The sequence below is a fragment of the Flavobacterium sp. HTF genome, from assembly GCF_003105115.1.
Classification (GTDB): domain Bacteria; phylum Bacteroidota; class Bacteroidia; order Flavobacteriales; family Flavobacteriaceae; genus Flavobacterium.
The window spans coordinates 72820-87965 of record NZ_QETH01000007.1; the positions used below are offsets into that span (position 1 = coordinate 72820).

Genomic DNA, 15146 nt, shown 5'->3' on the forward strand with positions numbered 1-15146 from the left:
AACAGATAGGATGAATACACTAAGATTAAAAGACAACTTTTAAAAATTTCGTTTTGTATTTTTAAAAATATAACTAATATTGCAAGCGCTCTAATGGTGTTAATTTTGAGTTCTTTTAAAATATTTTGATTATTTTTTATTAATACCATAAATTATATATTAAAAAAATATCATTTTAATTTTTGACCAAAATAGGATATTGATCATATAACTGTAATCCCATTTTGTTTCACAATTGTGTTTAAATGATTCAAATCATACCTCAGAATATTGTCAATATTCATTTTAAACCAAATGGTATGCATATGACACAACCAAAGGAGTTATTTTTATATAAAAAATTAATATAACATTTACATGCAAAGTTTTTTTAAAATAAGGACACTCGTTTGTCTTTTGTTTTTGTCCACTACCGTTTTTAGCCAGGAATATTATTTCAAACATTACAAAGTAGAAAATGGCATGTCGAACAATACTGTTTTGGCCTCCATTCAGGACAAAGATGGTTTTTTGTGGTTTGGGACTAAAGATGGTCTGAATCGTTTTGACGGATATCATTTTAAAACATTCCGCAGCGGGAAAGATCCTAAAACTTCACTGGGAATAAACTACATCCAGTCACTGCATGAATTCAAAAATTACATTTGGGTCGGTACAGACAAAGGACTCTATTCGTATGATAAAAAGTTAGAGAAATTCAGTTTTATAAATGAGGCCATTAATAATCGCATCAACGATATTGATAATGACCTTAAAAACAATTTATGGTTTATCTCTATCGGAACATTGATAAAATACAATGTCGACACCAAACAGACTACCATGTTTGACGGCAGAAATTCCTTTTATGCTACTTCTATCACCTGTGATAAAAATGGCGTAGTCTGGGTTTCCTCTTATGATGATTTGTACCGCTATTCTGAAGCTACCCAGAGTTTTGATAAAATCACGGTACAATTGCCCAATAGTACCTTTTCTATCTCTGTGATTTATGCATTAGATGCCAATTCTATTTTAATCGGAACCCGTGATCATGGTATTTATAAATATGATGTTTCAACCGGAAAAACAACTCCGTTTATGAATGGCGCGGAAAAACCGGTTTTTGTCCGACAGTTTAACAAAAACAAAAATGAATTATGGATTGCCAGCGAATCCGGGGTTTACATTTATAATTTACAAAATAAAACCGTTAGAAATTTACGCAAGAGTGCGAGTGATCCTTATGCGATTTCAGATAATGCGGCCTATTGCATTACGATTGATAAGGAAAATGGTGTCTGGATCGGAACGTATTTCGGCGGTGTCAATTACCATCAGAAACAGTACGATCAGTTTAAGAAATATTTTCCCCGAAAAAGTGAAAATGCAATTGTGGGAAGTGCGGTACGTGAAATTCACAAAGATGATCAGGGAAATCTGTGGATTGGTACTGAAGATGCCGGACTTAATAAGTTTAACTTACAGACAAAGAAATTCGTTAATTTTCAGCCGGACGGAACAAAATCAGGGCTTTCTTTCTATAACATTCATGGTGTTTTGCCAAGAGGGAACAAAATCTGGTTAGGCACATTTGAGCATGGCCTGGATATTATGGACGTCAATTCGGGAAAAGTAATCAAACATTATGACCATACGACGAGTAATTTTAAAAGCGATTTTATTGTCTCGTTTTATGAAACTCCTGAAAAGAAATTATACGTCATAACTTCTGTTGGGATTTATCTGTATGATGATAAAAATGACAGTTTTACAATTTCAGATAATTTTTCAGAAAGCACGCATTATACCTGCATGTTTAAAGATAAGGACGGAAATTTATGGGCAGGATCTTATCGTGACGGATTATTTTACTACAATCCAAAAACAAAAGAAAAAGCAGTTTACAGGCATGATTTTAATAATGATAAAAGCATTAGTAATGACTTTATCACTTCTATCTTTCAGGATCAGCAGAATAACCTGTGGATTGCCACCGAAAACGGCCTGAATCTATTTGATGTAAAGAAAAAAGAGTTTAAAAAATTCACCACTAAAGACGGGTTTTCCAGTAATGTGATCTACTCTGTTTTGCAGGATGAAAATCAGAATTTATGCATAACCACTTCAAAAGGGCTGGTTAAATTTAATTATAAAACAAAGTCAGTTAAAATTTTTACCACGGCAAACGGATTGCTGAGTGATCAGTTTAATTACAGTTCGGCTTTTAAGGATTCCAATGGAGATATGTATTTTGGAAACCTGAACGGGATGATTAGTTTTAACGCTAAAAATTTCAGTACTTATAAATACAATCCTCCGATATTTATTACCGGGCTTCAGATCAATAATCAGGATGTAATCGTTAATGATGAGGATTCTCCACTGGATGAATCTGTTTCTTATATAAAGAAAATTACGTTAAAAAATCATCAGTCCAATTTTAATATTGATTTTGCCTCCCTGAGTTATACAGCTCCGGAGCTTACGCAATACTGGTATAAATTAGACGGTATCAGCGATGACTGGGTGTATCTGAATAAAAACAATAAGGTCTTTTTTACGGAACTTCCGTCAGGTGATTATAAATTCAGGGTAAAATCATTAAGTGCCAGCGGCATATGGAGCAAAGAAGCTGTTGTCGGAATTACAATTTTGCCTCCGTTCTGGGCAAGCGGTTATGCTTTTTTTCTTTACTTTTTGTTAATAGCGGGTTGTCTTTACTGGCTTTTACGCAGGTATCATAACATGAATATCAGGGAAAGTAACCAAAAAATTGCACATCTCAATAACGAAAAAGAGAAGGAAATTTATCATGCCAAAATTGAGTTTTTTACCAATGTGGCGCATGAAATCAGAACTCCTCTGACTTTGATCAAAAGTCCTCTGGAAAGCCTGTTAAAGAAAACCTATGAGTCTCCTGATATTATTCCGAATTTATCGATAATGGAGAAAAACACTTCCCGTCTGTTAAATCTGGTGAATGAATTGCTTGATTTCAGAAAGACAGAAATAGAAGGACTGGGTCTGACTTTTGTGGAAACCAATATATCTGTTCTGGTTCGGCAATTACTATCCCAATTTACCCCTCTGATTGAAGAAAGAAACATTCATGTTGAATTGGAACTGGGAGAAAAAAACGTGTATGCTTTTGTAGATGAAGAAGCTATTCGGAAAATCCTGAGCAACTTAATCAGTAATGCCATAAAATATGCCAAAAGTGAAGTTGTCATTACTTTGTTCCGGGATGAAAACTCTTTGGAGTTTATCGTTAAAAATGATGGAAATTTAATTCCAAAAGGACTTAAAAGTAAAATTTTTGAACCTTTCTTCAGAATATTAGGTTCTGAAACACAAACCGGTACGGGAATTGGACTCTCGCTGGCTCATTCACTGACTGAATTGCATAACGGAACCCTGAAACTGCAGTTTTTAGACGATTCCATGAATACTTTTGTGCTGCAATTACCGCTGCGTCAGCAAAGTGAGTTTCATTTATACAAAGATGCTTCTGATGCAGCTGCAAAAGAAAGCAATGAAGATTTTGAAAATGAAATCATAGCGAAAAATATTAAAACACAAATCCTTATCGTTGAAGATAATCTGGAACTGCTTAATTTTATGAGCAAGGAACTGGGGAAAGAATATAAAGTCTTTAAAGCCGCAAATGGCGAAGAAGCTTTAAAAGTGATTCATAACCAAACGATTCATATTGTAATCAGCGATATTACCATGCCGGTAATGGACGGAATCGAATTATGCGACCGTATTAAATCTAATATTGAAACAAGCCATATTCCGGTAATTTTGCTTACAGCCTTAAGCGCAGTACAATCCAAAATCAAAGGTTTGGAATCGGGAGCGGATGCCTATATTTCAAAACCTTTTTCGATGGACTTTATACTGGCACAAATCGATAACTTATTATCGAACAGGCGCCATGTTATGGAATATTATGCGAGTTCTCCTTTGTCACATTTAAAATCCATTGCCCATAATAAAATTGACGAAGAATTTATTAAAAAACTGGACGATATTATCGATCAGAATATGGCTGATACCAACTTAAGTGTTGAATCATTAGCCGATATCCTGCACATGAGCCGCTCTACTTTGTACCGCAAAATAAAGGATATTTCCAATCTGAGCCCAAACGAGCTTATTAATAATGCCCGTTTGAAAAAAGCCGCAGAATTATTGCTTTCGGGGAAATACAAGGTTTATGAAATTGCAGAAATAGTCGGCTACAATTCGCAATCCAGTTTCAGCCGAAATTTCCAGAAAAGCTTTTCCATGTCGCCTTCGGATTTTATTAATAATGGAAATCAGGAAATAAAATAATACCTGAAAAAGTCCTAATGAAAATTAGGACTTTTTTTATTTCTTATCCGTTTAGGTTCATGTTTCCGTTTAGCACATTCAGAAAAGGATAATCAGTATACCCTCTGGCGGTACCTCCACCAAACAAAGTATGATTGTCTGAAATTTCATTTAATACCGCATCAAGTTTTACCCGTTCCGGATAATCCGGATTGGTTAAAAACTTCCTGCCGTAACCAATTAAGTCTACCAGATCATCATCAATCAGTTTTTCGCCTTCTTCGGGAGTTTTGTTTCCTGTGGCAATAATGGTATTTTTAAAATTAGACCGAAGTGCTGTCCTGAAATCATTTGGAATTTGCGGGGCATCATCCCAGTCTGCTTCGCAAAGATGTATATAAGCGATTTCAAGCTCATTTAATCTTCTGGCGGCCAAAATTATAGTCTCTAGTATTTCCGGATCATTCATATCTTTAAAGCTAATAAATGGAGAAAGCCTTACTCCTGTTTTTTCTTTTCCAACTGCCTTTGCAACAGCTGCAGTAATTTCGATCAAAAAGCGGGTTCTGTTTTCTTTCGTACCGCCATATTCGTCAGTTCTTTTGTTACTGTTGCTTCTTAAAAACTGATCAATGAGATAACCATTTGCACCGTGAATTTCGACACCGTCAAAACCGGCCTCAATAGCATTTTTTGCTCCCTGTACAAATTCTCCAATTACCTTGTCAATATCGGCTTTGCTCATTTCTTTGGGTTCTTCTGTAGGTACAAAAGTGGCATCACCATTTGCAGCCCCGTCAAAAATATAAACACTGGTATTCTGGGCAATTATGGCAGAAGGAGCAATTGGTTGTAATCCGTTTACTTTTGAACTGCTTACCCTGCCCACATGCCATAACTGAAGAAATATTTTACTTCCGTTTTTATGTACCGCGTCAGTAATTAATTTCCAGCCTTCTATCTGCTGCGGACTGTAAATTCCCGGTGTATTGGCATACCCCATTCCCTGCAAAGAAATCTGGGTTGCTTCTGTAATTATAATAGCGGCAGAGCTGCGCTGGGCATAATATTCTGCCATTAAAGCATTTGGAATATCTCCCGGCTGTGAGGCTCTCGAACGGGTCATCGGAGCCATTAAAAAACGGCTTTTTAATTGATTTCCGCTTAAATTATACTGCTGAAATAAGTTCTGGTATTTCATTTTCTATTCTTATTAGTAAGTACTGTTTTTCATAATTCACGTATAATGTTCTTATCTTCATAAGCCATTTGGGCAATTTCGTCTTTTCGCCTAAAGCTGACTCCTTTGTGTTTTTGCATGTAGGTGATGATTTCTGTAGTTGCCGCAACCATTTGCGGCGTCCCTCCAATACGGTCGTGAAAACTTATTGACATTTGCCTGCGCTTTTTTTCAGATTCCTTGTAAAGCTGGTTAAATTCCATTATCACCTGACGCACAAACTGATCCGCGCTAAAGTTTTTTCCTTCTATCAATACAATATCATTACAGCGAATGGTGTATGGAACTACCGCAAAATCATTTCCTTTTACTTTTACTAAAAACGGTTCATCCCGGCTTAAGTCATCAATATGGTACTTAAAACCAAGTTCCTGAAGAATTTCAAGCGTATTGGTACCACGTCTGAGCCAGTTGGCATTATACCCGACAGGTTCAAAACCCGTAACTTTTTTAATCGCTTCCGCACCATCTTTGATAAACTTTTTTTCGGTTTCATACGGCATCGAATATTGCGTTGCCCAGTCCATACCGTGCGCAGCAGCCTCATGTCCGCGTTGTACAATTTCCCTGGCCAGCTCCGGATTTTTTAAAACCGCTGAGCCGACCATGTGCGAAGTAACTTTTATTCCAAGTTTGTCCCAATTGTCGAGCATCCTCGGAATTCCTTCTTTATATCCATACTGATACCAGCTTTCTCCCGGAAGATCAACAAATCCTTTCTGCATATTTTGCGGAAACGGACTTTCGGAGTTTACCGGCTGACCACCGGCTTCAAACTGCATTGAAACCGATACTAACAAACGTGAGCCGTCTGCCCAGCTGGTAACAGTATCTTTGGTAAGTGTATCTTCTTTTAAATCTCCGGCAAGCAGTGTATTTGTTGGCAGTATTCCTGCAAGTCCAATAATACCGGCCTCTTTAAGAAATGTTCTTCTGTCTTTCATATTCGTCTGAATTAAATCTGATTGAATTTATTTAAGGGCTTTTTCAATAATTAATGTTTCCTCATACAATGAAAATTTGCTGATTAAATCATTTTCAATTGTAATATGAATGGCCAGAGGCATCTTAAAATGTTTTCCTGTTTTCTTAACGGTTCTTTCTATAGTACCAAAAACCGCTACTTCGTTGCCTCTCAACAAAAAAGAATTCGCTTCCAGTTTTTCGCTTCCGTCAATGAAATAGCTGAACAGGGTGGTGAATAATTCTGAGATTTCTGCCCTCTTGCTGCGGTGTCCTGTCCAGGGCATGTATTTTGATTCAAAAATGTACCAGTCCACATTTTCTGAAACCATTGAGGCTATTTTTTCAGGATTTTTGGCTGTGATGTATTCAAAGAACTTTTCTGCAGTTTGCTTTGTTTTAATTTCCTGATCGGTATACACCTGCGCCTGAACTGAAAAACCAATTAACAGCATTAGTACGGTTACTTTTATATTGCTTTTTACTTGTTTAAAAATTTGTTTCATCTTGATTTCTTTTAAATTATTTTAAGGTTTTAAAACAAGTATTTCTTTGTGCAAAAACCGAACAATAAATTTAAACAATTGATAATCAAATTTTTATATTTTTAAAAATAAAAAATAGCCAACTTTATTTCGTCGTAAAACGAAAAAAAATCATGGTATTTCGTTTATAATGAGGAAAATTTAAAGTGAAGTTTGCTTAAAGAAGACCAATAAAAAAAGGGTATAAATGAAATTTCACTTATACCCGTTTTCTATTAAAATTTTAAATACTTTCTGTGTTCAGTATAAATCGCTGTTATTTGACAAGGCGTATGCCGCTAAATTGCCACTGATGTTTTGGATGAAAAAAATTACGATAGGTCCTGCGGCTGTGATCTGGCGGAGTTGCTACAGAAGCACCTCTCAAAACCATCTGATTAACCATAAACTTACCATTATATTCCCCTATGGCTCCGGGTTCCTTTTTATAATTCGGATACGGAAGATAAGCGCTTCCCGTCCATTCCCAGCGTTCGCCCCAGTCAAAAAGACCGGCTGCGGCTTCCCATTCAGCTTCTGTCGGTAAACGCATTCCTTTCCACGCAGCAAAAGCAGAGGCTTCGTAAAAATTAACATGGCAGACTGATGCTAATGGATCGATTTCCCTTAAGCCGTTTAGAGTGTACTGCATCCATTTTCCGTCTATAAAATGCCAGTACAGCGGTGCTTTTGCGTTTTGCTGTTTTACCCATTCCCATCCTTCAGAATGCCAGTATCTGAAATCAGAATAGCCGTCATCTTCTATAAAATGCAAGTAATCGGCGTTATTGACCAAATGATCTGCAATTTCATAAGCATCCAGATAGGTTTTATGTCTTCCCAGTTCATTGTCAAAACTAAAGCCATCTCCTTCAAAACCAATTTCATAGATACCAGAGGAAACAAATATAAAGTCTGTACTTTGTATTGCTTTTTTTTCAAAAACAATGCTTTCGTTATATGGTGGAAAAAGCGGATTGTGTCCCAAAATATATTTTATATCCGAAAATAAAAGCTCCTGGTGCTGCTGTTCATGATGCAGTCCCAGTTCTAATAATTTTGCCACATCATCGTCTAAAGTCTCCGGCTGCAAAAAAGCTTCCATCTGTTGGTCTACATAGGCACGATAACGGTAAATATCAGCTACCGAAGGACGGCTCAGATTACCTCTGTCTGTACGCACCACCCTTGCTCCTACAGTTTCGTAATAACTGTTGAACACAAAATTGTATTCAGGATTATATACCGTATATTCCTTAAAGCTTGGGATTAGGATAAAAGTTTCAAAAAACCAGGTAGTATGTCCCAAATGCCACTTTGGCGGGCTGACATCTACAATGGGCTGTACTACATAATCTTCAATCTCAAGCGGGCGGCAAATTTCTTCAGAATGTGCACGTATTCTTTTATACTGCTCTAACAGAAGTGCAGTATTGTTTTTAAGTATTTCAGTCTCTTTCATAAAATTCCATGGTTTAATCAGCAATCCAAAAAGTATCGGCAAACCATTCTTTGCTGTCGGTAATAGTGTTTAGGGTCTTGAATCCCGACGAAGCGGCAAATTCTTCCATATCTGTTATTGAAAATTTTTGAGAAACTTCCATATAAATAACTTCATCTTTTTTAAAATCGACAGCCTGACCGTCAATATTTACGGTCTGGTTTTCAAGACTTACCAGATAACTTCTGCAGGCACCGCTTAAAGGATCATAACTTTGAAAATGCTCAAATTGCTTTAGAACAAAATCAGCCTTAAGTTCGATATTAATACGTTCCAGCAAGTTAAGATTGAATGAGGAAGTAACACCACTTGGGTCGTTATAGGCATTTAAGATAATTTTAGGGTCTTTTTTTAAATCAAATCCCACCAAAACAATATCTCCTTTATTGAGGTTTTTTCTTAATTGAATACAGAAATCAGAAGCTTCCTGAAGTTCCATGTTTCCGATATTACTGCCTAAAAACAAAACCGCTTTCCTCCGGGAAGAGATTTTAGCTGTTTTTTGGAGCATCTCAAAATAATCGCCTTCAAGAAGTTTTACGGTAAGATTCGGGATGTTTTTTTGAAGCTTTTGGTCCAAAACGGACAATATATTACCCGAAATATCTATGGGCATATAAGTAAAATCGGCATCGGCTTTTTTTAGATACTCAAGCAGGTGCAATGACTTTGAGGCATCTCCCGCACCCAGTTCTATAAGATCAAACGGGCTGTTGTCACCGATAATTATACTGGCAAGCTGCTGCGTTTTGTTTTGGAAAATATCCATTTCGCACCTGGTCAGGTAATATTCCGGCATTGCCATTATTTCCTGAAAAAGAGCATCCCCTTTTTTATCATAGAAATATTTGGACTGCAGGTGTTTCGGATCTTGCTGAAGCCCCTCTAAAACATCTTTTAAGAATTGATAATTGACATTCTCAACTTCTTCTTTTGTATATATAGTGTCGGTATTTAATTGTGATTTCATTCTGAAAATTTTAATTCTTTTAAATGTAATAATTTCAAACTGTGCCCATTAATTCCTTAAATCTATGTGCAGCAGTATCTTATTCTAACTTAAAGATACGTTTTATTCGTGGAGATAGTTGCCGTTTTTTCAACTTTAGTTATAAATTCCTGTAAAAAAATTTGCATGCGTCTCCGGTGCTCTCACAAACAACAGCACACAAAAAAAGAGATATTCGCTCCTTCAAAAATCTACATCAACGATATATCGTCGTTTGTCAAAGTGATACATTTTTAATCAAAGTCACTATATAATCAATACCTTCGTATTGCAATTAAATTGTTAGAGATGTTTAGAAATCGATTCAAAATATACTTTATTTTCTTTTTATTGCTTGAAGCAGTCAGCTCAAATGCATCCACACCTTTTGTAAACCTAAGACAAGTTGCGGTAGCAGAAAAGAACCTTCTGTCTCAGGAGGAAAATCAGGAAAAAGCACAGACATTATTAAACTTAAGTTCGTGGTATCATTACAACAACAAACCCGAAACGATTGAGAGAAAATCACTTTATTTTGCTTATAAAGCCCTTGCCCTTAGCAAAAAAATAAAATATGATGAAGGTATCGCCGAAAGTTATTTTAAACTCTCGGTTATTTTACAAAAAGCCAAAGACTACCAAAAAGCAAAAATCTGCGCCAAAGAGGCCGTAAAGCGATATACAGCATTAAATATGCAGAATCAGCTGGGAGAATCCTGGGTAATGTACTGGTCAACGAGTTTTCTCACGGGTACCTCCTACGAGGACAGAATTCCTTTACTGGAAAATGCCGCCTCTGCCTTCCGAAAATCGGGCAATAAGGAAAGAGAGGGCGACTGTTATAAAGAAAATGGCGATGTTTACCTCTTACTGGGAAATGCTCCCGAAGCGATTGGATCATTAAAAAAAGCACTGGTTTTATATAATAGTGCACTGAAAGGCAGAAGATTATCAGACAAAATTTATGGAGTGTATGATCTTTTGGGTTCCTGCTATCTCTATATGGGAGATCATAAAACGGCTATCCAATACGGATTAAAAGCAGCATACCTGGGAGAAAAACTAGACAAAATAAGCCTTTACCTGTGCACCGTTTATAACAGGATCGGGCTGGCTTACTCTGAGTTTCAGGATTATAAAAATGCACAAAAATATTATTTTAAATCCCTTACCCTTGCAGAGTGGCACAACAACGATCAGGCAATCAGAGAATTAACCTATAACTATGCCGATATACTATTAAAACAAAATCAGACAGCACATGCCTTGTCTTTCTTAAATTCAATGAGAAAGAGGCACCCGAAGCTTTATCTGACACCATATCCGTCTTTGGAGTGCCTGTACGTGGAGATTTACATCCGTATGAAACAATATGATAAGGCTAAATATTATGCAAAACCGATCAAGGAAAAAGTAAAAGGCCTAAAGGATTATAATGACATAATGGTGGCTTATAGTACAATTGTAAAGCTGTCATTAATTCAGAAAAATTATTTCGACGCAGATATTTATTCGCTCCGTTATGACAGCATGGCCAAAAAACTGAACAACAAACAATATCTGGCAAATTCCAAATTTTTGAAATACAGTATCGATTCCGCACAGGGAAACACGGCTTCTGCAATGGATAACTACCGAAAATATGTTGAATACTCCAAAAATCTTTATGACGAAAATAAAACTAAGCAGATTAACCAGCTAAATATTCTTTACGAAACAGAAAAAAGAAATAAGAATATCATGCAGCTTAAAAACAATTCGGTCATTCAGAAAAACAAGCTCCGCAATGCCAGTGTTTTCAATAATCTAATGATCGTAATTACCATATCATTACTCATTATAGTCATGTTACTGTACCGTGTTTACAGACTAAAACAACGAACAAACAAAATTTTGAGCGAGCAGCAGGAAGAAATTAATACCAAAAACAAAAAACTGCAAAATCTGGTGGTCGAGAAAGAATGGCTGCTGAAAGAAATACATCACAGGGTAAAAAACAATCTGCACATGGTAGTGGGTTTACTGGCGAGTCAGTCAGAATTCCTAAAAAACAAAGAAGCCGTTCAGGCCATCAACGACAGTCAGAACAGGATTCAGACCATGTCATTGATTCATCAGAAACTGTATCAGTCAGAAAATTTATCGATGATCAATATGCCTTCGTATATTTTTGAACTGACTGAGTATCTAAAAGATTCCTTTGACATTCGAAAATCAATTTTGTTTGTTGTGGATATAGATAACTTCGACCTTCCTTTATCCCACTCGATTCCAATTGGCCTGATTTTTAATGAAGCCATAACCAACTCTATAAAATATGCTTTCCCGAATAACAGGACAGGAAAGATTATTATTTCGCTTAAAGCGAAAGAAGAACATAAAATAACTTTAATAATTCATGATAACGGGATCGGGCTTCCACCGGAATTTGATCCTTACAACAACCCGTCATTAGGAATAAATTTAATGAAAGGACTTTCAGAAGATATTAAAGGACAGTTTAACATAACGTCGGATAACGGTACAAAAATAACGCTGGAATTTATTTTTGACGAAACAACCAATTTTTTAGAATTATGGGAAAAGCATTAAAAATTCTCATCGTAGAAGATCAATTTATAGAAGCAAACCATTTGCGGCTGATGCTCAAAAAAGCAGGACATTCTATTACCGGAATGGCCAGATCGGTTGCAGATGCCAAATATTATATTGCCCAGGAAAAACCGGAACTGGTTTTGCTTGATATCTTTCTTTCGGGGAAAGAAACTGGTATTGACCTTGCTGAAATTCTCAGGGAAAACCATATTCCCTTTATTTATTTATCGGCAAACTCCAATGAAGAAGTTCTTAATAAAGCCAAATCTACACATCCGTACGGTTTTTTGGTAAAACCATTCAGGGAAAAAGACTTATTGGTAACTATTGAAATTGCACAATATCATCAGGAATACGGCCTTGAATCTTCGATCAGGAAAGAGTTACTGTTTCAGAAACAGCTCAAAATCATGTCCAGTAAAGACGGCACCTGGGATGACCGCGTTCTCAAAATCACAACGTCGCTTCAATCCCTTATTTCTTTTGATCTGGTGATGGCTGTTTTTTCATCAGATGACAAAACACCGCACCGTGCACTGGGCTATGCAAGAGTTGGCCTGCATGAATATCAGAAGATTGGCATGGAAGAACTCCAGAATATCTGCGCCCTTAAGGAATCGGAGATAAAAGAATTGCAGCAAAAAAGCAAAATAGAAACCGAATTCGCATTTTATAACGATCAGGATTTCAGGAAAATATGTGATAAATTCCCCATCAAAAAAGTGATTGCAAATGCAATGAACATGAAGTCTAATTTTGTTTTTCCGGTACCCTTAATGCTGAACGAAAAAGGCGGTTTTTATCTTTCGTTTTTTAGCCGACAACCCAACAATTACAGTAAAAGTGATGTTATTTTGTGCGAAAGGCTTCAGGAACCTTTAATCTATGCCATTGAAAACATTCTGACACGAGATAAAAGATCAGATCAGAAAATCAGTCCTAAAAATAATACTGCAGAAAAGACCGCAAATCCATACGGTTTTGAAGGCATTATTGGCAAAAGCCCCATCTTACTAAAATTATTTGATCATATCATACAGGTTGCTCCGGCAGATACGACGGTATTAATTACAGGCGAAAGCGGTACCGGAAAAGAAAGCATTGCAACCAGTATTCAGCAGCTTTCCCCGAGAAAAAATGAACCGTTTATTAAAATCAACTGTTCTGCTTTGCCTCCAAGCCTTATTGAATCGGAACTATTTGGACACGAAAAAGGCTCTTTTACCGGAGCAACAGACAGACGAATCGGGAAATTTGAACTCGCTAATAACGGAACTTTATTTCTGGACGAAATTGGCGATATGCCGCTCGAAATGCAGGCAAAATTACTCCGTGCAATCCAGGAAAAGGAAGTCGAGCGCGTGGGTGGAAATCTACCGATAAAAACAAATGTCAGGATTATTGCCGCCACCAACTGCAACCTCGAAAAAGAAGTAGCCGAAGGACGTTTCCGACTGGATTTGTATTACAGGCTGAATGTATTTCCGATTCAGCTTCCGCCATTACGGGAAAGAAAAGAAGATATTGGACTTCTTGCCCGCCATTTTATAGCCATATATAGTTCCAAAACGGGAAAAAATGTAACCGAAATTTCAGAAAATGCCTTAAAAAGCCTTTTATCCTATCAATGGCCGGGAAATATCCGGGAACTGGAAAATCTTATCGAAAGAAGCATTCTTTTGGCAAAAACAGATACAATCGAGCATATTCCGCTTCCTGTTTTAGATGAGATCAAAATTAGCAATACTTCTTCTCAATGGTATTTTAAAACCATTCAGGAAAACGAAAGGGAGCATATTATTAACGTACTCGAAAAATGCAACGGTAGAATCAGAGGCGCAGGCGGAGCTTCTGAAATATTAGGACTTCCCCCTACTACACTGGCTTCCAGAATGCAGAAATTAGGAATTAAAAGAAGCCATTTTTGATTTGATTTTACTCCCGAAGCTTCGGGATAGATTTTAGTCCCGAGACTTCGGGATAGATTTTAGACTGTAGATTTTGGTCCCGAAGCTTCGGGATGGAATTTAACCTTTGGAATTTAGTCCCTAGGCTTCGGGATAGATTTTGGAATTTTAAAAGACGATATAAAGTTGCATGGATTTCGTTTTCCAACGAAATATAGTTTGGCACAAAGTATTCATTTTTACATAAATAACTAAATATCAAATAGTTAAATAAAAGGTCTGGTTTTCGTATGGTCTTTGGCATAACATTAAAAAATGTATTATGCTAACCGAAAACCCGCCAACAATTCTTTTTATTACAGGTGCATTTGTCAGCAATAAATGCTGGGACGAATGGAAGGAATTTTTTGAAAACAAAGGATATAACACCTTGGCGCCTGCCTGGCCATACAAAGATGCTCCCGCAGAAGTACTTCGTGAACGTCACCCTGATTCACAAGTTGCGGGATTGCGATTGGCAGAATTGATTGAGTATTTTTCAAATATTGCTAAAAAGCTACCGCAAAAACCCATAGTCATCGGTCATTCTATTGGCGGGCTTATTGCACAAATCCTGTTGCAGCGCCATCTTGCTTCTTCGGCCATTGCGATACACTCAGTTCCGCCACAGGGAATTATGACTTTTAAATTCTCTTTTCTGAAAGCCGGATGGGGTCCGCTTGGCTATTTTACTTCGACTAAAAAAACATTTATGATGAGTTTTAGTCAGTGGCAATATGCTTTTACCAACGGAATGCCGGAAGAATGGCAGGAAAAAGCCTATTACACATCAGCCATTCCCGAATCTAAACTTATCGTACGCGATACTATAACTGCTGTCGCCAAAGTAGATTTTAATCTTCCTCACAAACCCCTGTTACTTATAGCAGGTTCGGCAGATCATACCATTCCCGAATCGCTGAATTTATCCAACTATAAGAAATACAAAGACAAAAACTCCATCACAGATTACAAAGTCTTTACCGGAAGAAACCATTACGTCCTTAATCAGCCCGGATGGCAGGAAGTTGCCGTTTACATCCAGGAATGGATCGGAAAATTACAATCATAAATTTCACAATAACCAATT

Annotated in this window: 9 protein-coding genes; 4 read left to right on the top strand and 5 right to left on the bottom strand. The window is 36.8% G+C overall.

What is annotated here, in order from left to right; translation table 11 throughout:
* Window positions 1–357: 357 nt before the first annotated feature.
* A complete protein-coding gene (locus DCO46_RS03625) occupies window positions 358–4320 on the top strand; it encodes a hybrid sensor histidine kinase/response regulator transcription factor (protein WP_116751215.1) in 3963 nt (1320 codons plus the stop codon).
* 43 nt (window positions 4321–4363) lie between these two features.
* Here the strand turns inward: DCO46_RS03625 and DCO46_RS03630 are convergent, their stop codons facing one another.
* The 5 genes from DCO46_RS03630 to egtD form a co-directional block, all read right to left on the bottom strand.
* On the bottom strand, window positions 4364–5500 hold the full coding sequence (locus tag DCO46_RS03630; protein ID WP_116751216.1) for an alkene reductase: 1137 nt from the start codon (window positions 5498–5500) through the stop codon (window positions 4364–4366).
* 29 nt (window positions 5501–5529) lie between these two features.
* Window positions 5530–6483, bottom strand: a complete 954-nt coding sequence (locus tag DCO46_RS03635; RefSeq protein WP_116751217.1) for a polysaccharide deacetylase family protein — start codon at window positions 6481–6483, stop codon at window positions 5530–5532.
* Window positions 6484–6510: 27 nt separating this feature from the next.
* Window positions 6511–7008 (bottom strand): nuclear transport factor 2 family protein, encoded by a 498-nt coding sequence (locus DCO46_RS03640; RefSeq protein ID WP_116751218.1) that lies wholly within the window; start codon window positions 7006–7008, stop codon window positions 6511–6513.
* A 295-nt stretch (window positions 7009–7303) separates the two neighbouring features.
* Window positions 7304–8488, bottom strand: coding sequence for an ergothioneine biosynthesis protein EgtB (gene egtB, locus DCO46_RS03645; RefSeq protein WP_116751249.1), 1185 nt, complete (start codon window positions 8486–8488; stop codon window positions 7304–7306).
* A gap of 13 nt (window positions 8489–8501) precedes the next feature.
* Window positions 8502–9497, bottom strand: coding sequence for an L-histidine N(alpha)-methyltransferase (egtD, locus tag DCO46_RS03650; protein ID WP_116751219.1), 996 nt, complete (start codon window positions 9495–9497; stop codon window positions 8502–8504).
* Between the two features lie 327 nt (window positions 9498–9824).
* Here egtD and DCO46_RS03655 point away from each other — a divergent pair, with 327 nt between their 5' ends.
* From DCO46_RS03655 to DCO46_RS03665, 3 genes are all read left to right on the top strand, one after another.
* Entirely contained in the window at window positions 9825–12107 is a 2283-nt protein-coding gene (locus tag DCO46_RS03655) for a sensor histidine kinase (protein ID WP_116751220.1), read from the top strand.
* Window positions 12092–14038, top strand: a complete 1947-nt coding sequence (locus DCO46_RS03660) for a sigma 54-interacting response regulator (RefSeq protein ID WP_116751221.1) — start codon at window positions 12092–12094, stop codon at window positions 14036–14038. Before DCO46_RS03655 ends, DCO46_RS03660 begins: the two co-directional genes overlap by 16 nt.
* A gap of 301 nt (window positions 14039–14339) precedes the next feature.
* Window positions 14340–15128, top strand: a complete 789-nt coding sequence (locus DCO46_RS03665; protein WP_116751222.1) for an alpha/beta hydrolase — start codon at window positions 14340–14342, stop codon at window positions 15126–15128.
* Window positions 15129–15146: the final 18 nt, after the last annotated feature.